The following is a 22,559-nucleotide window of genomic DNA, read 5'->3' as shown; positions in this document are numbered from 1 at the left end:
TCGGGGCCCTTTTTTTTGACCAACTTTTAGGGCTCCGGTGCCCTGTTAAGCAACACGCCGTTTGGCTTCTTGGCTGGCCAAGTATTCATCATAGGTGCCCTGGAAGTTAATCACTTCCCGATCGGTTATTTCAATCACTCGAGTCGCCAAAGAGGAGACGAACGCGCGGTCATGGCTGACGAAGATCAGGGTGCCATCGAATTCCTTCAAGGCAACGTTGAGCGCTTCAATAGCTTCGATGTCCAAGTGGTTGGTTGGCTCATCCATGATCAGGACGTTGATGTCCATCATCATCAATTTACCAAAGAGCAGACGGTTTTTCTCACCACCGGAGCAGACCTTGGCTTTTTTATTGAAGTCATCGGCGGTAAACAGCAGACGACCGAGCATGCCGCGAATCATCAGATCATCGTGCTTGGGCGTACGCCATTGCGACATCCAGTCAAACAGGGTTAGGTCACAGTTGAAGTCTTCGGTGCTGTCCTGCGGGCAATAACCGATGGTGGCGTTTTCGGCCCATTTGACCACCCCGCCGTTGGCCTGCAGATCGCCGATCAGGCAACGCAAGAAGGTCGTCTTACCGGCGCCGTTTTCGCCGATCACCGCCAGCTTAGCGCCGGCTTCCAAAATAAGGTTGCCGTTGTCAAACAGCGATGACTGGTCGAAGCCATGACTCAAGTCTTCCAGCACCAGCGCCTGACGATAGAGCTTCTTGTCTTGCTTCAGGCTGATGCTCGGCGTCGCACGGCTGGAGGATTTCACCTCGTCGAGCTTGATCTTGTCCATCTTCTTGGCGCGCGAACTGGCCTGTTTGGCCTTGGAGGCGTTCGCCGAGAAGCGATTGACAAAGCTTTGTAACTCGTCGATCTCAGCGCTTTTCTTAGCATTTTCGGTTAACAGCTGCTCTTGAATCAGCGACGATGCCGCGGTGTAGGCTTCGTAGTTACCCGGATAGACGCGCAATTCGCCATAATCGATATCGGCCATATGGGTACAGACCGAGTTCAAAAAGTGTCGATCGTGCGAAATAATGATCATGGTGCATTTGCGCTGATTGAGGACATCGGCCAACCAGTTAATAGTATGGATGTCCAAGTTGTTGGTCGGTTCGTCGAGCAACAGGATATCCGGATTGGCAAACAGGGCCTGAGCCAATAACACCCGGAGCTTCCAACCCGGTGCTACCTGCTTCATCAAACCAAAGTGGAACGACTCATCGATACCGGCCTGCAACAGAATTTCGCCGGCACGGCTCTCGGCGGTGTAGCCATCCATTTCGGCAAATTCAATTTCCAATTCGGCCACAGCCATACCATCGGCCTCGGTCATATCGGGCTTGGCGTAAATTCGATCGCGCGCCTGCTTCACTTTCCACAGGCCGACGTCGCCCATGATAACCGCATCGACAACCGAGTACTCTTCGAAAGCAAACTGATCCTGGCTCAAATTACCGATGCGATCGCCTGGGGTGATCGACACATTACCCGAGGTCGGCGTCAGCTCGCCGCTGAGGATTTTCATAAAGGTAGACTTACCGCAACCGTTCGCTCCAATTAAGCCATACCGATGACCGTGTCCAAATTTGGCGGAAATGTTTTCAAAAAGTGGCTCGGCGCCGAACTGCATGGTGATGTTTGCGGTAGATATCACTGAATTTATCCTGGGAAGAGGCAAATTGGGCCGCGTCGGCTTAAGCCGACGCAAGGGGCGGCGACTATAAAGAAAGGTGCGCCCAATGTCGATAGGGGTTGGTTATAAAATAGACAAAAATCCACCTTAGGCTAGGCTGGATAGGCCTGATAGAACGTCTCGCGAAAAAGAGCCTAAGCCTAGAGGCCGAACTTATCGCGCAAGCCATAATAGAGCGCGCCGAGCGCAGTATAGGGCGTGCGCAGCAAGCGACCCCCGGGGAACGGAAAATGTTTCAATTTGGCGAAGGCATCGAAGCGTTGCGGATGCCCCTGGATCGCCTCGCACACCAATCGACCGGCCAGGTGCGTCGTCGTCACACCGTGACCGCTGTAGCCTTGCGCATAGAGGATGGTGTCGGTCAGACGGCCAAACTGCGGCAGCCGACTCATGGTCAAGAGGAAGTCGCCACCCCAGGCGTAATCAAACTTAACGCCTTTTAACTGGGGGAAGGTTGTTTCCATCTGACGGCGCATAAAGGTTTCGATCGAGGCCGGGTCGCCGCCGCCGTAAGTCACGCCACCGCCGTACAACAGACGGTTGTCACCGGTCACCCGATAATAGTCGAGCTTGTAGTTACAGTCTTCGACACAGTATTGGTTGGGCAGCAGGGATCGGGCGACGTCTGGATCGAGCACCTCAGTCGCGACGATCTGCGTACCGCAGGGCATCGATTTGGCGGCCAATTCGGGCACCAGTTGATCCATGTAGGCATTACCAGCCAACAAAACATAGTTGGCCGTGACCTGACCCTGGGCGGTTTTCACCACGGGCCGAGTACTGCGCTCGATCTCGATGACCTTGGAGTCCTCAAAGACTTGCCCGCCCAGCCCTTCAAATGCGGCCACCTCACCCAAGAGCAGGTTGAGCGGTTGAACATGGCCACCGGTCGGGTCGAATAGTCCGCCAACATAGGCATCGGAAGCGATTTCGGCGCGGATTGCGGCCCGGTCGAGCAAGGTCAATCCGCTGTGTCCGTGACGTTCCCAGAGCGCCTTTTGGTCTTGCAGCGCGTGCATCTGCTTGGGATTCAAGGCGGCATAGATACCGCCCGGCTTAAAGTCACATTGAATATCGTATTGGCTTATTCGTTCACGAATAATGCGACCGCCTTCGAAGGCCATGGCGCCAAGCATTTGGGCCAATTCTGGACCATAATTTTTTTCGATCACGTCGAGGTCGCGGCTGTAGCTGTTGACCAGCTGACCACCATTGCGCCCGCTGGCACCGAAACCGATGCGCGCCGCTTCTAGCACGACTACCTTGTAACCGGCCTCTGCCAGATGCAGGGCACTGGAGATACCGGTAAAGCCCGCACCGACGATACACACATCCGCGTCGATCGAGTCACTGAGAATCGCTCGTTCCTGCGTATCGTTTCGGGTAGCCGCGTAATAGGAACCGGTATGGGGCGTGCGTTGGGTCATCGTTAGGCCTCGTCGTGACATAGACTGTTATGTGCTGGAACGGCCCATGGCCTAGATCGGCTGGGCCGTGATAAATATCGGCGGGTATCTTAGCATCGGCCAGGCTAAAGACATTCTATATATCTTTCTGCACCTAACCCATAAGGCCGTTGCGACGCAGGCATAACAGCATCCAGCTTGCGCCAGTCTGGTTTAATAGAGCGTTTTAACGGCCGCGCGTAAGGCACCAATAAGCTCATCGATATGCTCCTTAGAGAGGATCAGTGGCGGAGACACCGCAATGGTATCGCCGGTGCAGCGCACCAAGGCATTGCCCTGCCAAAAGCAGTGCTCAAATACCTGGTAACCGCGCGCGCCGAACTGCGCGCCGGGCTTAAATTCAAGCGCACCCACCAGGCCGAAGTTGCGGATATCCTTCAACACATCAAACTCGGCCAAACTGTGCAGCTGGGCCTGGAAATAATCGCCCAGTTCATAGGCCTTATTAAACAGACCCTCTGCTGCGTAGATATCGAGGGTTGCTAGACCCGCCGCCGCAGCGACCGGGTGACCGGAATAGGTATAGCCATGAAACAGTTCGATGATCTGTTCCGGACCCTGCATAAAGGCCTGGTGCATAAAGTCGGCAACAAAGACCGCACCCATCGGGATGGCACCGTTGGTTAAGCCCTTGGCTGAGGTAATAATATCGGGGGTAACGCCAAAGCGGGTTGCCGCAAAGGCATCGCCGATTCGGCCATAACCGGTAATCACTTCGTCAAAGATCAACACGATACCGTGCTGCTGGGTGATCGCGCGCAGACGCTCTAAATAGCCGACCGGCGGCATCCAGACCCCACCGGAACCGACGATCGGTTCGACGATCACCGCCGCGATCGTTTCGCCGCCATGTAAGGCGATCATACCCTCTAATTCATCCGCTAGGTCGGCACCGTGCAAGGGCAAACCCTGAGTGAATTCACTGCCGGCGGTCCAGGCGTGTTTAAGGTGATCGACACCGGCCAACAAGGGCCCGAACGAACGTCTATTATTCACTAGTCCGCCGACCGAGATACCACCAAAACCGGTGCCGTGATAACCCTTTTCTCGTCCGATCAAGCGCGTACGACCGCTGTCCCCTTTTGCCTTGTGATAGGCCAAGGCGATTTTCAGCGCCGTATCGACCGCTTCGGAGCCTGAATTGGTAAAAAACACATGGTCCAGCCCGGGTGGACTCATATCCACCAGCCGATTGGCCAACTCAAAGGCGAGCGGATGACCCATCTGAAAGGTGGGTGCGAAGTCGAGCTGGTCAATCTGTCGACTCACTGCGGCAGAGATCTCGCTGCGGCCGTGCCCGGCGTTGCTGCACCAGAGGCCAGCCGTACCATCAAGAATCTGTCGGCCATCATCGGACTGGTAATACATGCCCTTGGCCGAGACCATCATACGTGGCTTGCTTTTAAATTGACGATTAGCGCTAAAGGGCATCCAAAAAGCATCGAGACTGGACCGGGGAGACTGGGACATAAGGGCAACCTTAGTGTTTAATATATTGAACAGATATGGCCGATTTTATGTCAATAATAAAAAACATCAAGCCAAAAGTCGGCCTTTATGTAAAATATCTCTGACAGACTCTCAATCCCCGATCAACCATGCCAGCAGCTGCGAAGAGCAAACTTTATTGTCTGCACTGTATTGAATTTAATGACCCTTTTGCAGTATGTTGCAGCCTACTCAATCGTTGCGAATATTGGAGCACCCGTTTATGGCAAATGTCCAGAATCTCGAATTTTGGCAAGCTTCAGCCAACAACTTGGTGGCGGAAGGTCGCGCCTTTATTAATGGCCAGTATGTCGATGCCGTCGACGGGGGCACCTTTGCCTGCGTCTCACCGATCGATCAACGCATCCTTTGCCAGGTGGCCTCTTGCACAGAGGCTGATGCCGATTTAGCCGTTGCCGCAGCACGGGCTGCCTTTGAGTCTGGCGTCTGGTCGGGCTTGGCACCGGCCGCGCGAAAAACAATCCTGTTACGGTTCGCCGACCTGATCGATGCTAACGCCGACGAACTGGCTCTGCTCGAAACGCTCGACATGGGCAAGCCTATCGGTGATTCCCGCACCGTCGACATCAATGGCACGGTGCGCGCGCTGCGTTGGACCGCCGAAGCGGTCGATAAGATTTATGACGAAATTGCACCCACCGGTCCCGGTGAGGTAGGCATGGTCACCCGAGAAGCTGTCGGTGTCGTCGCCGCAATCGTGCCGTGGAACTTCCCCATGATCATGGCAGCTTGGAAATTCTCCCCGGCCCTGGCCATGGGCAACAGCTTTATTCTGAAACCCTCGGAAAAATCACCCCTGACCGCGCTTCGGCTCGCGGCCCTGGCTCAGCAAGCCGGCATTCCCGATGGCGTCTTTAACGTCCTACCCGGTTACGGCCATACCGCTGGCAAGGCCTTGGCGCTGCATATGGACGTCGATACGTTGGTGTTTACCGGCTCCACCGCCATTGCCAAACAACTGATGATATACGCTGGCGAATCCAACCTTAAGCGGGTCTGGACTGAGGCCGGTGGCAAGTCAGCCAATGTGGTTTTTGCCGATGCGCCGGATCTCGATGCCGCAGCCATCGCCGCAGCCGCCGCGATCTGCTACAACGCCGGCGAAGTCTGCACCGCCGGTTCGAGATTACTGGTCGAGGCGAGCATTGCCGTTGCCTTTATGGCCAAGGTACGTGCCGCCGTTACGGGCTGGCAACCGGGCAACCCGCTCGATCCATCTACCAATGTCGGCGCCATCGTTGATCAACCGCAACTGGCGCGAGTCATGCGGTATATTGCACAAGGCAGCAAGCAAGGTGCTCGTTTGACGATGGGCGGCCAGCAAGTAAGCCCAGTCGGCGGCGGCCTGTTTGTGCAACCAACGGTCTTCGAAGACGTCACCAACGGTATGGTAATTGCCCAAGAAGAAATTTTTGGTCCGGTCTTGGCCGTGATCCGTTTCCATGATGAAGCCGAGGCCCTGCGCATCGCTAATGATTCCATCTATGGCCTAGCGGCCAGCGTCTGGACCGGCAACTTGGGCCGAGCCCATCGCTTTGCCCGTGGTTTGCGCGCCGGGTCGGTTTGGGTCAACCAATACGATGGTGGTGATATGACCGCACCCTTCGGCGGCTATAAGCAGAGCGGCAATGGCCGGGATAAGTCACTCCATGCTTTCGATAAGTACAGCGAACTAAAGGCCACCTGGATCAAGCTGTAAGCGCGGGTCTGCAGCGCCAAAGGTGGTTAAGCTAAGGTGATCCGAAACGCCGATCCGGCATAAAAAAAAGCGCCGAATGGCGCTTTTTTCAATGTCACCCAGGTCGCTATTGCCTGCTAAAAGGACCCGTTGGTCTCGGTCACGCTGCCATCGCTGCCGGTCGTCGCGGTATTGTTGCCACCGACTTGCCATTGCACCACGGCCAGGCTCTGCTCATCGGCCTTAACGCACTTCCATTCGAAGTCGGTTCCCGCCGGCAGATTTTCTACCGTCGCGCTCCAGCTTGGGTAGTTGGCCGGCACCAGTTTTAGCTCGCTCTTGATCGTCCAGTTCCCCAAGGCCGGATGATTACCGGCGATATAGACGCTGGTGCCAAAGTCGGTGTAACCGTTATCGCAACGCAATGACAGGGCTGCTGAGTTGGGCATCGACTCAACCGATTCCAGGCTGTAGGCCAGGCTTTGGTCATCGAGGCGAATGGTGTAGCTGCCCGCGCCGGCATCGAGCGGAATGTCGCCGCCGCCCAGCTCGGCAATTCGGTCGCCGTTGGTGTCGCCATAGTTCTCGCTCCAGTCACCGAAGCGGTCGAACTTAAAGCGCAAGTTGGCGCCAGCAACGGCCGTCACGTTGGCCTGCCAAACACAGCTGTTCGGGTTCCATATCATGGCCGTATTACCCCAATCATTAAAACTGCCGCGCACATTTAAACCGTTAAATTGCGCGACACAGCCGGGCAAGTTGACCGAATCCGAGTAGATGGCACGGGTTTGCGCGGCATTGCCGTTCAACACCGGCCAGCTTTGGGAGGCTTGCGCGCTGGCGCTATGGGAGTCAAGATGCCAGACATAGAGAAAGCCATCCATTGAGTGCGCAACGGCTTCGGCCTGACCGTCTTGGTCCAGATCGCCGATCGCCACGCCACCGGAGATGGGCACAACCTGTTTGGGCCAGTTCTCCAGCAAGCTGCCATCCAGCGACCGAGCTTGCAAGGAATTCTCGGCGTTCATGCCGCCATAGAACAAGCCCTGACCGTCGATGGAATCCATATCGGTGGTGCGGGCCGTAAAGTCCAAGCCGCCATTGCGCTTTAGAATAAAGATCGGCTGACGCAGCGAGCCATCGCTGTTTAGTATCATGGTTTCTTCGGAAGAGGATAGGATCAATTCCAAGTCACCGCTGTTGTCGATGTCGGAAACAATCAAGTCGGTAGCCCGGATCCCGAAGTCACCGCCATAGGGCGAGGTGGAGGAGTCAATGGCGACCGGCCAACCCGACTTGATTGCACCACCCATACTGTAGGCGTAGAGATTATTGCCAACATGGACAAGATACTCAACTTCACCATCCTGATCCAAATCGACGACAATCGGCGACCGCACATCGTTCAGTACCGAAGTCGCAAAGTTGATTCGGCCTAATTCAACACCATTGGCACTGAACACCCGGGCATGCACACCGCTGTCTATATTGGGCCAAATTGCGATGACATCGAGCAGGCCATCATAATTCCAGTCGGCAACCACCAGTTGGCGCAGGGCTCCGGTTCCGCCCGCATTGGCATACAATTGCGAAAGGTTGGCAAAGAACACCTCTTTCGGCCAACCCTGAGTGATGGCGCCGTCTGGACCGATCACCATTACCTTCCAGGTGTAATGGGTCGCACCACCATTGTTCCAGTCAAGCTTCTGCACAATCAACTCGCTCTTACCATCGCCATTAAGGTCGGCCGCGACGACGCGATCATAAAGGGTAGTTACCGTGGTCAGGTTCGGATAGCGATCACCCGACCAGCCCGCCGGGAAGCCGGGTAACAATTGCCCCTCTAGGTTATAGGCAAAAATCGAATCCATACCGCCGACTGACACCTGACGCGCGCCAAAGATTATGTCGTCCTGAGTATCCCCATCGACATCGGCTAGGGTGATCGGGGTGACTATTTCAGTGACCTCCGGGCTGGCAAATGCATAGGATCCGAAGCGCGATCCGTCGTGGTGCCAAGCAAAGACATTTCGGTGCCATCCTCGGTCGTTTTGAACGGTCAGTATCTCTAAATCGCCATTGCCATCGAGATCGATCAGCGCCGGTGTTCTGGCTGGAACTCTACCCTCGGTGCTGCCCGCCGGATGACCTAACCAGCCCGACACCAGAGCGGGCCAACCATTGGCGAGGGTATTGTCCAGATACACGCGCTGATATACATCGGCCTGCAGACCGGCCTGATCGACGACGCGCAGGCGCACTAGATAGGTGCCGTTACTGAAGGCCGTGGTGTCCCAAGTGCCTAAATTGCCCCGTATTACGCTGTCTTCGGCCGTAAAGATGGTCTCGAATTGCAGCGCTTCGCTCTCTTTTTTAGCCACGGCTATTTCATAATGACCGATATGTGAGCCCATTACGCCGACCGTTGAGCCCTGTATAACCACCGGACCATTCAATTGAATGCTCTCCCCGGCCGGCAGATTAATAGCGGGGCTGAAGATAAAGGGGGCTGCGGTGATACGCTCTGGGCTGGCCTGCAGGGCTGCCTGCGCGTTAATCAGTCCGTGACCGTATATATCGTCCCAACCCGGCAGGCCGCCGCTACTGGTCAGGTCGGTGGTGGTGCTGACCAATAAGGCGCGTACTTGAGCCGGTGTTAGATCAGGATATTTCGCGCGAATCAGCGCGGCGAGTCCGGCGACGTGGGGTGCCGCCATGGAGGTTCCGCTCGAGGTTTTATATCCACCATCATTTTTTAATGACAAGATATTACTGCCCGGCGCCACCAAATCGATGTCGGGACCAGTGTTCGAAAAGGTGGATAGGGTCGGCAAGGCGCCGGTCACATTGGCCACCGAGCCCACACTGATCAGACCGGGTATATTAGCCGGGTAGAGATACTGTGAGTTGATCATGTTGTTGCCAGCGGCGGCAATCACTACCACATCCATAACCAGAGCGCGTGTGACCGCCTGCTCGAGCGTACTGGAAAACCCCTGGCCAGCAAGACTCATATTGATAACATCGGCTCGATTATCGGCTGCATAATTGATCGCTAGGGCAATATTGAAGGCCGAGCCGCCACCATCGTCACGCAGCGCTTTTAACGGCATGATTTTGGCGCCATGGGCGACCCCGATAATACCGACGCCGTTGTTACCGGTTGCCGCAATGGTGCCGGACACATGAGTGCCATGACCATAACCATCGCTGGGCGAATTGTCTGAGTTGGCAAAATCCCAACCGTGGGTGTCATCGACCTTACCGTTGCGATCGTCATCAATACCATTGTTGGCGATTTCATCAACATTGAGCCAAACATTGTCGCGAATGTCGGGATGATCCAGATACAAACCCGTATCGATCACCGCCACAATGGCGCCAGCACCACTGGTTTGGTCCCAAGCCTGATTGGCATGAATGGCGTTTAAACCCCATAAAGCTGGATTATTACCGTTATCGTAAAGGGGGTCATTGGGGGTCATGGTCACATAGTAGAGATAATTGGGTTCAGCGTATTCAACCTCGCCGCTGGCTTGAAGCGCTTGAGCTAAAGGATTCACATCGGCGCTGTCGACCTCCAATAAATACACTCGCTCTTCGATTGACGAGGCGGCCAGTCGTACGGCAACCGGCAGTCCGTCGGGCAACGCAGAGTCGATCGAATTCAGCTTAAATTGGTCCAGCACTCGGGCTTGATGTTGGGCCAATAGTTCGCCCGCGACGGATGGGCTGGACGCTGGGCTGACCGGACCGGCGCGGTTGGCTGCCGCGGCGAAAGGAGCGCTACCCTTGAATTTTACTATAAGTTGGTTAGCCTCCCACTGTGCCGAGCGATCGGGTGCGGCGATATCCAGCGCGACCAGATTGTCGCTTGTCAGCGCCCCCTGGTCTGACACAATGGTGGTTTGTGCGCCGATTGAGACCGATGCAAGCAAACCAAAAACCGATAAAAGAAAATGCCCTAAAGATAATTTATTAACTAACATAATAACCTCCTTCCTCCTTTTTATAGGCCACCCTATTCGGTAGACCTATAAATAAATTGAGCTAATGAACGACTCTCTTTAGAGGATTCCCTAATGCAACATCCCTCTAAATTTCAGCAAGTTACTATTATAAGGCTGCGGCCTAGAACTGATATGACAAATTGGTAAGGCAAAAAAATAGTATGTAACCAACCTCCGTTCGATAGGCCACAGGAATCCCTGTAAAGGATTCATATTGCACAGCCAATCCTTTGGCAGGCCAATAAGCGCATAGGCGCGAGGATTATCATCGAATTTTTGGGGCGTGCTTGTCATCAGAACTCGCACGTGACCTTTGCGGCAACCGTCAGTTCCCGCCCGGCTACAATTCCACCGAGTACCCCCTGGGAATAAGTAAACCACCTTGGCTCGCTTGGAGTGAAAATATCAAACGACCTAGGTTATTTCGGTTAGAATCTTTATCAAATTGATTCGTAACATCGGCGCAAGAGCAACCAATACTCATGGCTTAGAGCGGTCAGGATTCTTGTGCCGTTTGTTTCGAGGAAAATGTTTCTTGCCAGTGCTACGGGTTGGTCGCTGCGACGAATGGGCGACAAAATCCTAAAGGCTAATGAGTGTAAATAGACCAGGGTGGATATGCGCATAATGATCAAGTTTCAGCCGCTAAACGCCGCGCAGTTTGACGACTATCGACGTTACTTTATTGCCGACTATGGCCAAGAAATTTCGCTTAACTTTAGAGTGCCATTGGCTCAGGCATTGGTGCAAGCCGAAACCGCGTTAGCAGAGAGTTTTCCGGCCGGCAAGGCCCAGCCGGGCCATCACTTACTCAGCATCGAGATCGATGGCGACACCAAACAGAATAGATCTGCACAGCAGATCGGATATTTTTGGCTCACCGACACTGAAAAAACTCATACCGTATTTATTAATGACTTCGTTATCTTCTCGGAGCTGCGCAATAAAGGTTTGGGTCGAGCGGCTATTGACGCCTTAGAACGGAAATTAAAGCACCAAGGCGTGACGCAACTTAAGCTGAGAGTAGCCTTCGAAAACACCCGGGCCTTGGCTTTGTATCAAGCCGTCGGATTCAATATTACAGGCCTCAACATGGCGAAGACACTCTGAGCTGGGTGACCGCGGGTTAGGGGATAATTGAGGGCAGCGACTGTTGACGTAAATAGTCGCGCGCAGCACGGCCGGCGACTACCCCGCTGGCATAACAGGCGGTTAGCAGGTAGCCGCCGGTGGGTGCTTCCCAATCAAGCATCTCACCGACGCAAAACTGACCCGGCAGCTGACGCAACATCAGACCTTCAGTGAGTTCAGCGAACTCAACCCCGCCGGCGGTACTGATTGCCTCATCGATATCTCGACAGGCGGTTAAATGATGCGGGAGCGCCTTGAGTAGTCTCGGCAGCTCATCTATTCGGCCCATTTGCTCTTTACTGCTGAGCTCTTTCAATAGCGCTAGCTTTACACCCGTCAGTTTGAGTTGCCGACGCAAAACATTGCTCAGCGAGTCACCCGCTCGGCGACGACTGAGCACCTGGGCCAAATGCGCCGCGCTCTGGTCGGGAAACAAATCCCAGTAAACAGTACAACTGCCCTGCTGCTCAATCTGGTCACGGATGGCTGCGGACGCCGCATAGATAAGACTGCCCTCCAGACCTTCCCCGGCAATAACCGCATCGCCCTTTTTGCGCCAACCGATGCCCTCGACCGAGGTGACCGATAGGGCCACCGACTTCAACGGCTGGCCCGCTTGATCGGCGCGAAAGCCGTCGCTCCAGTCGTAACGGAAGCCGCCGTTACTGGGCCGGAACGGCGCACATTGGATGCCCCGTTGGGTAAACTGACTGCGCCATTGGCCATCTGAGCCAAGGCGCGCCCAACTGCCGCCACCAAAGGCGTAAATAATCACCGGCGCCGTGACCGCTAATGGGCCATCCGCGTGGCTAAACAGCAGTCGGCCCTGATCATCCCAGCCGGTCCAGCGGTGGCGCACATGAAATTGTGCCCCGCCAACACGCAGTCGATGCAGCCAGGCACGCAATAGCGGTGCAGCCTTCTTAGCGGTTGGGAAAACTCGGCCAGAACTGCCGACAAAGGTCTCTATGCCCAGGTCGGCGGCCCAAGAACGCAGCGCGTCGGCGTCGAATTCCTGCAACCAGGCCTCGACCTTTTCGGTCTGCTGGCCGAAACGACTTATGAAATCGGCTTTATTTTCAGCATGGGTAAGATTCAGCCCACCGATGCCCGCCCGCAATAACTTGCGGCCGACCGAGGGCATCGCATCGTAAACGGCCACCGACATGCCAGCCTGGACCAATTGTTCGGCGGCCATCAAACCCGCCGGACCGGCGCCTATAACGATGGCCTGGACTGCAGACTGGGCCACGCTCATGCTAAGTGTCTTATGTGGACCGAGGCCCACAGAGCAAACATCAACCGGAATGGCGACAAATAAGGACGGAGCGACAGGAGCATAGAGTACTTCCGGGGGTCGGGTTGGCCGGACAATCCGACTCGGCACACACAATAGCATTGGCTCGGCGAGCTGTCTCAGGACGATATCGATAAAAGTTGGGACTTTACTGGGGTCGGATTATTCATTGGCGCAATTTTCTGCTGACCTCTACTATCGCCGAGTTCGACTAGGGGTAACAACCTATGAGCTGGATCGGCATCCTGGTGCGCTGGCATCGGTGATATTACTGCTCTGGGCTGCTTAAAAGCAGCACGGAAAAAATATTTTCTTGCGCATCGCCAACCGAACCAGCATTGATTTCTGGCCACCGGCAGGGTCTCAGTCGCATCAGGGCCCTGCCGACGGCTACCCGGTCGCCTCGATAAGTAACATCTAAGCCATTGAAAAATAAGCCAATTATTTAATCTTCGAGGTTTAACGGCGTGTTAAACGCGACCCGGCTAAGGCCAGCAGTGATCTGTCTTATGCTGCCCAAAAGGTCAAAAACTCGTTAAAAAAGTGGGCCGGAGCGAACTAATGGCAATATATTCCGCAGCTGCCATTGACACCGGTTCTAGAATGCCTATAATTCCGCTCAGCAAGAAAGAAAGTCTAAATTTTAACTGCTCCAATACGTTGCTTTTGTAAGTCATCGTCCTGAAGTTTTTAAGTTCCAGTCGATTTTTCAGCTATCGAAGCCTTTACAGGCGCAAATAATATATTTTTCAGGATACACATATCATGTCTAACAAAACTACTGGCACAGTTAAATGGTTCAACGAAACTAAAGGTTTTGGTTTCATCGAGCAAGAAAATGGCCCAGACGTTTTCGCACACTTCAGCGCTATTGAAGGTTCAGGTTTCAAGACTTTGGCTGAAGGCCAGAAAGTTGAGTTCGTAGTAACTCAAGGCCAGAAAGGCCCACAAGCAGAAAACATCACTGCTATCTAATTGTTGACCTAAGGGTCGCGATTAATCTAAGGGTAAAGCCAACGGCTTTGCCCTTTTTGTTGTGGGCTAACTAAAAGCCTATCTTGGCCAGGTAGTTTTTTGACCAAGTGAGATCGTCCAGCACCGAGGCCGTGTTACGCGGATCGCGCTCCTGTTCAATGGTGATAAAGCCCGCATAAGCCTTTTCCCGCAGCAAGGTGTGAATCGCCGGATAGTCAATATTGCCTTGCCCGATTGGACACATCACCCCTTCAGCGCAGGCATCGAAAAAACGTATAGATTTGCCCAGGACCTGTTGAAAAATAGTCTGATTGATGTCCTTGAAGTGGATGTAATCGACCCGAGACCAATAGCGTTGCAAGGTCGCAACCGGATCCATCCCGGCGTACATCAGATGGCCGGTGTCCAGGCACAATCCCGCCGTGTCATTGTCGATATCACTGACAATGCGGTGCAACTCATCGGCAAATTCGATGTAACCACCCGCATGTGGATGTATAACGGTGCGGATTGCGTATTTGTCTTGCGCCAAGGCAGCGATGGCGCGAATATTACTGACCATGTTATGCCACTGCTCCGGCGCTAAGCGCGGCGCTCGGGCGCTATGGCCGGCATTAAAGTCACGTTCATCATGCCCCCAATCCATTACGGTCAAATAAGGTCCGCCGTAACGCTGACCCGGGCTGGCCGGCGGCGTGGGCAATTGACGGATGAGCGCGCAAATCGCATCCGTTTGCTCGAGCAAATTCTGTCGATTGCCGAGACTGACCAAATCATCGAAGATTGTCCCCGCGACAATAAACAGACCGCTGTGCCGAAGCTCTGCGGTGAGCAAATCGACGTCCCGGGGCATATAACCATAGGGTCCCAATTCCAATCCGCCAAAACCGGCTTGCGCTGCCTCGGTCAAGACTTGACGCCAGGCCGGCAGATGCGGATTGTTGACATCATCGACGCCCCAGCAACAGGGGGCACAGGTCAGTGTCATGGGGCTGCTTGGTGATTGCTTCATGGTACTTCAAGCCTTAAACATAAATAGTCCGGCACAGGCTTTCGGCTGTGCCGGGCAACAGTGTTACCTGAGGATGCTCGCCTGCAAAGCGTCGATAGACGACTGGATGCCGGCATTGGTCGACATTGTGAAATCTTCCATTTCTAGCGAGACCCAATCGTTGTAGCCCTGCATCCCGACCACAGAGAAAAACTCCTTCCACCACTGCAGATCATGTCCAGCCCCGACAGCGACATAATTCCAGGCTCGATTGGCCACGTCGGTGACGTCGCGCAACTCCAGCAAGCCATTGACATCGGCCATACCCCGCTCAATCCGGGTATCCTTGCCGTGCACATGGTGGATGGCATCACCCAAGGCTCGGGCCCCGGCAATCGGGTCCGCACCCATCCAGAACAGATGGCTCGGATCCAGGTTCATACCCACCATCGGACCCACCTCGTTGCGCAACCTGAACAGGGTTTCTGGATTCCAGACCAGCATGGCCGAGAAGTTTTCCAGGGCGATTTTTTCCACGCCCACCTCGGTCGCGAGTTTGACCAGTTCATGCCAGAGTGGAAAGGCTCGATCTTGCCATTGATAGCGGTCCCGCTCGGGCATCTCGTCCGGCCAGCTTTTGGTGTAAACCAGCCAGTTGGGCACCGAGTCGCCGGGCGCGGCCTCCGGCAGGCCGGACATGGTGACAATTTTTTTCACCCCAATGTCACCCGCCAGGCGAATGGTTTGTTCCATTTCGAGCCGATGACGTTGACCCATTAGGCCGGGGTCAAGCGCATTAGCAGAACAGTTCAGCGCCGCAATTTCCAAGCCGCGCGCCGCAATTTCCTTCAGCTTACGATTTAACAGACCCTTGTCTTTGAGCAGTTCATCGGCGCGAAAGTGCGGCGCGCGCGACCAACCTCCGCCAGTCATTTCCAGTCCTTCAACACCCAACTTGACGCATTTATCGAGCATATCGGTAAAGGACAAATCGGACATCGCATCGGTACAAATTGATAATCTCATAGTGGTGTTCCCAAGTTAGTCTTATGTATATTCAACCCAGCTGGCGTCGGCATCGGCCGAGCGCACGCAATTCTCCAACCAACGCACCCCTTCGGTTCCAGCGTCGATACCGGGACAGTGATGCCCAGCCAAAAAGACCTGATCAGCGCGTTGCTGCGCTCGAATGGCCTGGGCAATCCACAGATAAATATTAGCCCAGCTGTCACCCAGGCCTTCGGTGTGCAAAGCACCCATGCGATCGAGGGCGAGGCTTTCCGCTTCTAGGTAGGGCATGCCGTGATGCAAGATGCGAATGGGTTCACCCTGGATCTCATAAGACAATTGATCGGGGTGGGCATCGGACCATTCCACTGACGCCTTCGAGCCCACAAACCGATAGCGCTGCGAGCCCATGTTGCCGGCATTGACCGACGTGACCCATAGGCGTCCGCGGGCACCGTTGTGGTAATGCATCAGCACCGTGGCGTGATCTTCCAACGGTTCTCGACTGGCAATAAAGGACTTCCGGTCGCAGAGCAGCTTTTCAATCTTGAGTTCCGGCAAGACCACTTCGCTGAGGTAATACAGATGGGTGCCAATATCGCCCAAGACGAAGGTCGGACCGGAGGTTTTTGGATTGGTGCGCCATTTCACGGCCTCGGAAGCATCGCTATCGTCCCCGGCATTGAAGCCATGGGTGTATTGCAGATCGATCAACCGGATATCACCCAACATGCCTTTGGCCACCATAGCGGCCATCTGATGCACCAGCGGATGACCGGTGAAGCCATAGGTCACGCCGACGATCAGGCCTTTCTCCTCGGCCAACTTTTTAATCTCCACGCATTCGGCCACGGTAAAAAACAGGGGCTTTTCGCAGACCACATGAATGCCGGCCTGCAGCAATGCCCGGGTGATTTCATAATGGCTGAAATTCGGGGTTGCTACCGAGACTACCTCCACGCCATCCGCGCGTTGCGATTCGGATGCAATCAGTTCCTGGTAGGTCGCATAACAGCGCTCCTCTGCCACGCCAAGGTTGCGGCCAAAATCACGCCCCTGTTCCGCATCCAGATCAAAGGCGCCCGCCAGCAACTGATAGGTGCCATCGCGCTGGGCGCCGGTGCGATGTTTATAACCCACCTGCCCGGTCCGACCGCCTCCGACCATGCCCCAACGCAGGGCTTGGCCCGTTGTTTTTTCGCCGTTAATCATAATCTGTGCTCCAAAAAATAATTTATTTGATAAATCTGTCTCACCCGGACGAACCTGACATTAGCAGGCATGGCTCAGGCCGTGCCCGAAGGCACCCTATTCACGGCTACCTACTGGGCGTACTTATCGATGTAACGCTGCATTTCGCTGCGCATAAAACGGCCGCTTTGATCGGCCTTTTCTTCCCAGGCAAAGACGCAGGCGGTCATAATGCCGTCGAAGCCGATTTCGGCCAGCGTGCGATAGAAGTCGTCCCAAGGCACCTCGCCCTGACCCATGTTCAGATGCTGGTGCACCCGTGCCGTTGAACCGGGCGGATTGATGATGTAACGCAAACCGGAACTGGCCTTATGGTTAAAGGTATCGGCAATGTGCACATGGGCCAACACATCGGCACACTCGCGCAGCATGGCAACGGTGTCATCGCCGAAATAAAAGGTATGCGGCGTGCAGTAAAGGAACTTCACATTGGCCGAGTTGACGGTGCGAATCAGATCAACCGAGGGCTGCAGAGTTTCGACCCAGTCTTCCGGGTGCGGTTCGATGTGCAGGTTAATGCCCTCGCGCTCCAGCACCGGCACCAGCTCTTCCATCGAACGCCACCAAGCATCTTCACAGGTTTCCATCAACGATCCGGTGTGGCAGCTGTAACAGCTGCCCTTATCCGGGTGCGGACCGCGACCGAATTCCGAATTCAAGGTGTCCACGCCCAGTTCCACGGCGATCTCGATCGCGCGCTTCCAATGCCGCACTGCGGCACTGCGCTCGACCTCATCATTGGATGCCCAGCGGTACATCGGCAGCAGTGAAGCAACGCCGACATTGGCCGAGGACAAGGCCTTTTTAAAGGACCGCAGCCGGTCCGGAAAGACCCTCGGGGCCTTAAACCATTCCAAAAAATCGCCGCGCGGGCTCAGCTCCATCCAGTCATAACCCAGTTCGGCGACTTTCGATGGCAACTGTTCGAGGCTCAGGTGTCGGTGCATAAAGGGATCAAGGGCAATTTTCATTTGCGGCCTCCAAATACAAGGGGTTATTTTTAAGGGTTTCAGTCGTTTGTGTAATCGACGATAACAATCTCAACGGCCTGTGCGGCCGAGGTTAGACACGCATCTGGCAGGACGCCGGCGGCGTTCAAAAACGGCGGCGTTAGGCTTCTCAGGGTTATGAGGTTCATCACTTGGTCTGGCCACCCGGTCTCTGCGCAGGATTATTTTCGTTCCGCCACAGCTTAACTAAGGATAAAGCGTATGGAACAAAGCCATTGCCATAAAGACATGATTGTGTCATTTTGTGTCATTCATGATGACATTGCATCCCTCTGGAGGGGCCTATGGAAAGAGCGACCATCGCCGATGTCGCCGCAGAGGCTGGCGTCTCCGTTTCAACGGTCAACCGCATTCTCGGTGGCAAGGCCCAGGTGCGGAACAGCACCATGCAGAAGGTTCAGAGCGCCGCAGAGCGCATCGGCTATTATGGTCTGGGCGCCATCGCATACCGTTTGACCGAAGCGACCCCGACTTATCGACTGGGCTTCCTGCTGCAACAGTCCCATCGGCCCCTATATCAGCTGCTTAATGCGAAAATAATTCAAGCCTGCCATCAGCGGCAAACGGACATTGTGAACCCGCTGATCGATTTTGTTGATCAATTGACGCCGGAAAATATCGCCCGCCGCCTGATTGCTCTGGGCCGGGAATGCGATGCTGTCGCACTGATCGCCGCCGATCATCCGCTGGTCGGCAATGCCATTCGTGAACTCAAAGCCATGGGAAAACCGGTGGTCACCTATATCACCGATCAGTCCTCAACGGACCGGGCGGCCTATGTCGGCACCGATAATTGGATGTTGGGCCGCACGGCCGGGTATCTGATGACGCGCATGGCACACCGCGAAGGCAGCATTGCGGTATTGATCGGCAATCATCGCTACCAATGCCAGGATATAGCCGATGCCAGTTTCCGCTCCTATGTCCGCGAACACGCGCCGCACCTAATAGTGCAAGAAAGTCGTCCGACCCACGAAGTGCCGGACCAGGCCTATCGCATGGTGCGCGATCAACTGGCCAACAGCAGTGAATTGGTGGGCATTCTTATTGTCGGCGGGGGTATCTCGGGCGTACTGCGCGCGCTGCGCGAAGTGCCTGAGGAACGGCGCAAGAAAATACTGCTCATTTGCCGGGATACCGGACCGGAAACCCGGCGAGGACTGGGCGAGGAGCTGATCACCGCATCCTTGTGCCACCCAGTAGACGCCACCTCCGAGCTACTAATTGACACCATGATTGAAGTGATCGGTAACGGAAATCTGGATGCGCCGCTCTACAAGACCATTCCATTTGAGATCTTGACACCGATGAATATCTGACGGCCGTGCCGTGCGGTCCTCTCGCTCACCTAATCCAGCTTTGCCGGCGCTACCATCTGATAGTAGGTCACGTAATTAGGGGCGTAGGGCCCCGGCGGAAAGGGTCGATGCATATTCCAAAAGACATTGGTATTGGCTTCACGGGTTAACGGCAAATAGTTTGGTGCGACCCGCTCTACCGCGGACTCCAGAGCCATCACCAGCAAATCGGTGAGTGGGTTGCCGCTACGGTCACTCCGCGGGCTGTAACTCAGATTCTCCCGTTCGGCCCACAACAGCGTGCCGTCGGCCGCAACCAATCGATATTCGAAATCGACTTCGGTCTTGGTCGCCAACACCACGTATTTTGAGGTCCAACGGTGAATCGTGACATAGAGCATGGCGTCAGAGTGGAACAGGGCCGCCAAGTCGGCCGGCGGTATATTATGCACCTCTTGCGGGTCGGTCAGCCCTTCAAATTCCAACAGGGCCTTCACGGTGTTCACCGGAAAGACGTAGTAGCCCTTTTCGGCCAATTGGCGCGGCAGGGTCGTTAACACCGAGGTGCTGGCCATCACATCAATGGATTTATTGACCACCGGTACAATGAGTATCGATTTGGGCCGGCTCTGATGAAAGTCGGCCAAGGTATCGACCTGCACCTGTGTCACCGCGCAGCCACTCACAAGAAGGCTGAAGCCGACGACAACGGCCATAGCACGATAATCCATCCTATTTGGCCTCCAAGTTAGTGATCAGGGTCGCCATCATGGGCCGACTTTCAGGCCAGGCCGCCGCTTCTTGACGATAAAAATCTACCGCCGTTGCGGCATCGCCTGCCAACAGATAGTAGGTGCCCGCCTCGGCCAGCAAACCGGGCGCCGGCTTTCGACCCTGCGCGGCCATACGGTCAAGATGCTGTACCAGGTTTTCGATGACCCGCTCTTTATCACCGGGTTGGTGGTAGTAGTCGAACAGGTCCGCCTCATAATCGCCCCAATCATAGAGCCCTTGGGTCGCACAACCTGATAGCAACCCGGCAAGTACTAGGATCGACAGCAACGCTCGCATCTATTGCTGCAGTCTGATCATCAGGGTCGATGATTCACCGAGATAGACATCTCGCTGATAAATAATCTGCCGACCGTTAAAGACAACGATCAGATGTTGACCGGGAATAATACGCAGCGCGGCTTCCGACAGGTCTAGCATATTCAGATACTGGCTCACCGGACCATAGTCCAGATTATCGATACTCAATTGCAGCTGATCGATGTCATAGCCGCTAACGCTAAAGGTCACCAAGGGCCGATCATCGACAACCGACTGAATGGTCACCGGGTTGTTAATCGCACAGGCGGACAGTACCAGTGCGGCCAATCCCATCAGAATAAAGCGCATCACTGGATCTCCTTCACTTGCAACGTGTCAATGGCCAGGCCCTCAATGGAACCTGATACCAGCTGGGTAATCGAGCCCTCCGCGAGTTCGGTCTCACCGAAAGACGAGATCACCTCGATCTCCGCGACCTGCTTGCCGGGCAAGGTGATCACAGTGCCCGTGGTAGTTGATTTAACCTCTTTACCCTTGGTCAGAATGTGGAAATGTTGGCCGCCTTTAATGCCCTGTGACAGGCCACCACTGATAAAAATCAACCCGTCTTCAACGGCTAAGATGTCCGATGTCCAGGCTGATTGCAGCATCCATAGGTCCAATTTGCCAACCGCGGCATTCACCGCAGCGCCAATTGCCTGGTCGTTAATACTGCCGTCGTAGCCGGCAACCGCGCCAAAGCCCATGGTGTTTTGATCTTCAATGGAGGCTACACCGCTGCCGGTAATAGAATGCAACACCTGCCCGGTACGCACATCGACCAGACGCAGATCGATGGTGGCACTGGCCTCTTGTTTTTTACTAGAGGAAAAAAAACCGGCCTTACCCGTGGTGGCCCGGCCAAACTCCGTTAGTGAACCGACAATCAGGGTATCAACCCCAACTAGGTCCAACGCCGTGCCGGACAGATCGGACTCGCCCTGTAAAAGTTCAACGTCGGGACGCTCGAAGACCAAATAATTGCCGCTATTGGCCAGGCCCTGAACAAACATATCGGCTACTTTCTCGGCCATCTTATCAACCGGTGAGTTCGACAATAGTCCCTTGCCGTAGGTGGTTTCATTAGACAGGCGACCAACCGCCACTTTACGCTTTAGCGCAAGCCGCTGGGGGGCCATGGCCTGTTGCGCTGCGCGCATTTGCTCGCTTGTGTAACCGGGTTCAACACCGGTTAGGGTCACGGGGGCTGTCACACAGCCCGCTAAAAGTAAGGCACCAGCGACTATCAAAGTTCTATGGAGCATACAGTTTCCTTTTTTAGCCATTTTGTGTTTTTTAGGTTAAAACAACGTGATTAGGTATAAGTTTAACCCTATTAGCATGGCTATTCACTAGCCACGACATCCCGCTAATCCTGTGAATGACGTTGACTGACATTACTGGTTAGGGTGTATCGGCTGCTCACAACCAATTAAAGCCGCGAGTCGCCTTAGCTAACAGCCCGCCAACACAAAAAAGCCCGCTCAAGGCGGGTTCTATTATCTAGACGATCGGCACGTCCAAAAAATGGGCACCGCCAAGTGATGCGCCTAGGCGGCCTTCATGTTAGGCGACGTTGGGGCTAAAACGGTCATTAAGATAGACAATAATATCGGACGATTCGTACAGCCAGCTGGTAGCGCCTTGCGGGTCGACAATTTTCAAACAGGGGACCTTCAGAACACCGCCACCTGCCAGCAATTCGGCCTTGGCGCTGTCACTGCGTTTGGCGTCGCGAGTCTCTATGCTCAGCGACTGGCGCTTCATGGCCATACGAACCTTGACGCAAAAAGGACAAGCCTTGTATTGGTATAGAGTCAGCTGGGCGGTCTCGTTATCAACAGCGGCCTGGGTGTCGTTATCGCGCTGCACAGGCTTTGGGCTGTATAGCCGTTCTACCAATAAGATGATCGCGCCTAAGATCCAACGTGCTAGAAACATGTAGATACCTTTGTGTGGTGTCGCGGAGGAATTCGATCTAAGTAAGGGAGTCTCCGCACCATCCCTAACCTGTGAGCACCTGTGGCCTCGCCGCACTATAGTAGGCTGGCCGCCATGGTCTGGTTAACCCAGAGTGCCCAATATAAGGCTTAACCGCGCCAAATGCGGATGCGCATTGAAGCACAGTTTGTTCCCGATCGCCAAGCTTGTGCA

18 protein-coding genes are annotated in these 22,559 nt (G+C 54.7%); 4 read left to right on the top strand and 14 right to left on the bottom strand.

Annotated elements, in window-relative coordinates; all coding sequences use genetic code 11:
• Positions 1-45 precede the first annotated feature (45 nt).
• The 3 genes from REIFOR_RS03025 to REIFOR_RS03015 all read right to left on the bottom strand — a co-directional run bounded on the left by REIFOR_RS03025 (position 46) and on the right by REIFOR_RS03015 (position 4,625).
• Positions 46-1,650, bottom strand: a complete 1,605-nt coding sequence (locus tag REIFOR_RS03025) for an ABC-F family ATPase (RefSeq protein ID WP_100256155.1) — start codon at positions 1,648-1,650, stop codon at positions 46-48.
• Between the two features lie 179 nt (positions 1,651-1,829).
• A complete protein-coding gene (locus REIFOR_RS03020; protein WP_100256154.1) occupies positions 1,830-3,116 on the bottom strand; it encodes an NAD(P)/FAD-dependent oxidoreductase in 1,287 nt (428 codons plus the stop codon).
• Between the two features lie 192 nt (positions 3,117-3,308).
• On the bottom strand, positions 3,309-4,625 hold the full coding sequence (locus REIFOR_RS03015; RefSeq protein ID WP_100256153.1) for an omega-aminotransferase AptA: 1,317 nt from the start codon (positions 4,623-4,625) through the stop codon (positions 3,309-3,311).
• A 241-nt stretch (positions 4,626-4,866) separates the two neighbouring features.
• Between REIFOR_RS03015 and REIFOR_RS03010 the strand changes: the two genes are divergently transcribed.
• Positions 4,867-6,363 carry an aldehyde dehydrogenase gene (locus tag REIFOR_RS03010; RefSeq protein ID WP_100256152.1) on the top strand — a complete coding sequence of 499 codons (1,497 nt, stop codon included), beginning with the start codon at positions 4,867-4,869 and terminating at the stop codon, positions 6,361-6,363.
• Positions 6,364-6,479: 116 nt separating this feature from the next.
• On the opposite strand, the gene REIFOR_RS03005 is transcribed toward REIFOR_RS03010, so the two are convergent.
• Positions 6,480-10,331 (bottom strand): S8 family serine peptidase, encoded by a 3,852-nt coding sequence (locus tag REIFOR_RS03005; RefSeq protein WP_100256151.1) that lies wholly within the window; start codon positions 10,329-10,331, stop codon positions 6,480-6,482.
• 648 nt (positions 10,332-10,979) lie between these two features.
• Between REIFOR_RS03005 and REIFOR_RS03000 the strand changes: the two genes are divergently transcribed.
• Positions 10,980-11,462: a GNAT family N-acetyltransferase gene (locus REIFOR_RS03000; RefSeq protein WP_158524272.1), complete on the top strand. Its 483-nt coding sequence runs from the start codon at positions 10,980-10,982 to the stop codon at positions 11,460-11,462.
• Between the two features lie 16 nt (positions 11,463-11,478).
• Here the strand turns inward: REIFOR_RS03000 and REIFOR_RS02995 are convergent, their stop codons facing one another.
• Positions 11,479-12,741 carry a TIGR03862 family flavoprotein gene (locus REIFOR_RS02995; RefSeq protein ID WP_100256149.1) on the bottom strand — a complete coding sequence of 421 codons (1,263 nt, stop codon included), beginning with the start codon at positions 12,739-12,741 and terminating at the stop codon, positions 11,479-11,481.
• Between the two features lie 804 nt (positions 12,742-13,545).
• Here REIFOR_RS02995 and REIFOR_RS02990 point away from each other — a divergent pair.
• Positions 13,546-13,755: a cold-shock protein gene (locus REIFOR_RS02990; protein ID WP_100256148.1), complete on the top strand. Its 210-nt coding sequence runs from the start codon at positions 13,546-13,548 to the stop codon at positions 13,753-13,755.
• Between the two features lie 70 nt (positions 13,756-13,825).
• Here REIFOR_RS02990 and REIFOR_RS02985 read toward each other — a convergent pair whose 3' ends face one another.
• From REIFOR_RS02985 to REIFOR_RS02970, 4 genes are all read right to left on the bottom strand, one after another.
• Positions 13,826-14,767: a TIM barrel protein gene (locus REIFOR_RS02985; protein ID WP_100256147.1), complete on the bottom strand. Its 942-nt coding sequence runs from the start codon at positions 14,765-14,767 to the stop codon at positions 13,826-13,828.
• Positions 14,768-14,830: 63 nt separating this feature from the next.
• A complete protein-coding gene (locus tag REIFOR_RS02980; protein WP_100256146.1) occupies positions 14,831-15,772 on the bottom strand; it encodes a sugar phosphate isomerase/epimerase family protein in 942 nt (313 codons plus the stop codon).
• A 21-nt stretch (positions 15,773-15,793) separates the two neighbouring features.
• Positions 15,794-16,966 (bottom strand): Gfo/Idh/MocA family protein, encoded by a 1,173-nt coding sequence (locus REIFOR_RS02975; protein ID WP_100256145.1) that lies wholly within the window; start codon positions 16,964-16,966, stop codon positions 15,794-15,796.
• 110 nt (positions 16,967-17,076) lie between these two features.
• Positions 17,077-17,976 (bottom strand): sugar phosphate isomerase/epimerase family protein, encoded by a 900-nt coding sequence (locus REIFOR_RS02970; RefSeq protein WP_100256144.1) that lies wholly within the window; start codon positions 17,974-17,976, stop codon positions 17,077-17,079.
• Positions 17,977-18,299: 323 nt separating this feature from the next.
• Here REIFOR_RS02970 and REIFOR_RS02965 point away from each other — a divergent pair, with 323 nt between their 5' ends.
• Positions 18,300-19,334 carry a LacI family DNA-binding transcriptional regulator gene (locus REIFOR_RS02965; protein WP_100256143.1) on the top strand — a complete coding sequence of 345 codons (1,035 nt, stop codon included), beginning with the start codon at positions 18,300-18,302 and terminating at the stop codon, positions 19,332-19,334.
• A 29-nt stretch (positions 19,335-19,363) separates the two neighbouring features.
• Here REIFOR_RS02965 and REIFOR_RS02960 read toward each other — a convergent pair whose 3' ends face one another.
• From REIFOR_RS02960 to REIFOR_RS02940, 5 genes are all read right to left on the bottom strand, one after another.
• Positions 19,364-20,044 (bottom strand): DUF799 domain-containing protein, encoded by a 681-nt coding sequence (locus REIFOR_RS02960; protein WP_100256142.1) that lies wholly within the window; start codon positions 20,042-20,044, stop codon positions 19,364-19,366.
• Between the two features lies 1 nt (position 20,045).
• On the bottom strand, positions 20,046-20,384 hold the full coding sequence (locus REIFOR_RS02955; RefSeq protein WP_100256141.1) for a DUF4810 domain-containing protein: 339 nt from the start codon (positions 20,382-20,384) through the stop codon (positions 20,046-20,048).
• On the bottom strand, positions 20,385-20,714 hold the full coding sequence (locus REIFOR_RS02950; RefSeq protein WP_100256140.1) for a hypothetical protein: 330 nt from the start codon (positions 20,712-20,714) through the stop codon (positions 20,385-20,387).
• Entirely contained in the window at positions 20,714-21,670 is a 957-nt protein-coding gene (locus REIFOR_RS02945; RefSeq protein WP_100256139.1) for a CsgG/HfaB family protein, read from the bottom strand. Before REIFOR_RS02945 ends, REIFOR_RS02950 begins: the two co-directional genes overlap by 1 nt.
• Before the next feature lie 301 nt (positions 21,671-21,971).
• Positions 21,972-22,346, bottom strand: a complete 375-nt coding sequence (locus REIFOR_RS02940) for a glutaredoxin family protein (protein ID WP_100256138.1) — start codon at positions 22,344-22,346, stop codon at positions 21,972-21,974.
• Positions 22,347-22,559 lie beyond the last annotated feature (213 nt).

Source organism: Reinekea forsetii (assembly GCF_002795845.1).
Classification (GTDB): domain Bacteria; phylum Pseudomonadota; class Gammaproteobacteria; order Pseudomonadales; family Natronospirillaceae; genus Reinekea; species Reinekea forsetii.
The sequence above is the reverse complement of the archived record's forward strand: the minus strand, read 5'-3'. Positions and strand labels throughout refer to the sequence as shown.

Excerpts from the sequence above, each read along its gene's own strand:
- REIFOR_RS03020 (WP_100256154.1), bottom strand. The coding sequence starts at position 3,116 with ATGACCCAACGCACGCCCCATACCGGTTCCTATTACGCGGCTACCCGA.
- REIFOR_RS03015 (WP_100256153.1), bottom strand. The coding sequence starts at position 4,625 with ATGTCCCAGTCTCCCCGGTCCAGTCTCGATGCTTTTTGGATGCCCTTT.
- REIFOR_RS03010 (WP_100256152.1), top strand. The coding sequence starts at position 4,867 with ATGGCAAATGTCCAGAATCTCGAATTTTGGCAAGCTTCAGCCAACAAC.
- REIFOR_RS03005 (WP_100256151.1), bottom strand. The coding sequence starts at position 10,331 with ATGTTAGTTAATAAATTATCTTTAGGGCATTTTCTTTTATCGGTTTTT.
- REIFOR_RS03000 (WP_158524272.1), top strand. The coding sequence starts at position 10,980 with ATGATCAAGTTTCAGCCGCTAAACGCCGCGCAGTTTGACGACTATCGA.
- REIFOR_RS02995 (WP_100256149.1), bottom strand. The coding sequence starts at position 12,741 with ATGAGCGTGGCCCAGTCTGCAGTCCAGGCCATCGTTATAGGCGCCGGT.
- REIFOR_RS02990 (WP_100256148.1), top strand. The coding sequence starts at position 13,546 with ATGTCTAACAAAACTACTGGCACAGTTAAATGGTTCAACGAAACTAAA.
- REIFOR_RS02985 (WP_100256147.1), bottom strand. The coding sequence starts at position 14,767 with ATGAAGCAATCACCAAGCAGCCCCATGACACTGACCTGTGCCCCCTGT.
- REIFOR_RS02980 (WP_100256146.1), bottom strand. The coding sequence starts at position 15,772 with ATGAGATTATCAATTTGTACCGATGCGATGTCCGATTTGTCCTTTACC.
- REIFOR_RS02975 (WP_100256145.1), bottom strand. The coding sequence starts at position 16,966 with ATGATTAACGGCGAAAAAACAACGGGCCAAGCCCTGCGTTGGGGCATG.
- REIFOR_RS02970 (WP_100256144.1), bottom strand. The coding sequence starts at position 17,976 with ATGAAAATTGCCCTTGATCCCTTTATGCACCGACACCTGAGCCTCGAA.
- REIFOR_RS02965 (WP_100256143.1), top strand. The coding sequence starts at position 18,300 with ATGGAAAGAGCGACCATCGCCGATGTCGCCGCAGAGGCTGGCGTCTCC.
- REIFOR_RS02960 (WP_100256142.1), bottom strand. The coding sequence starts at position 20,044 with ATGGATTATCGTGCTATGGCCGTTGTCGTCGGCTTCAGCCTTCTTGTG.
- REIFOR_RS02955 (WP_100256141.1), bottom strand. The coding sequence starts at position 20,384 with ATGCGAGCGTTGCTGTCGATCCTAGTACTTGCCGGGTTGCTATCAGGT.
- REIFOR_RS02950 (WP_100256140.1), bottom strand. The coding sequence starts at position 20,714 with ATGCGCTTTATTCTGATGGGATTGGCCGCACTGGTACTGTCCGCCTGT.
- REIFOR_RS02945 (WP_100256139.1), bottom strand. The coding sequence starts at position 21,670 with ATGCTCCATAGAACTTTGATAGTCGCTGGTGCCTTACTTTTAGCGGGC.
- REIFOR_RS02940 (WP_100256138.1), bottom strand. The coding sequence starts at position 22,346 with ATGTTTCTAGCACGTTGGATCTTAGGCGCGATCATCTTATTGGTAGAA.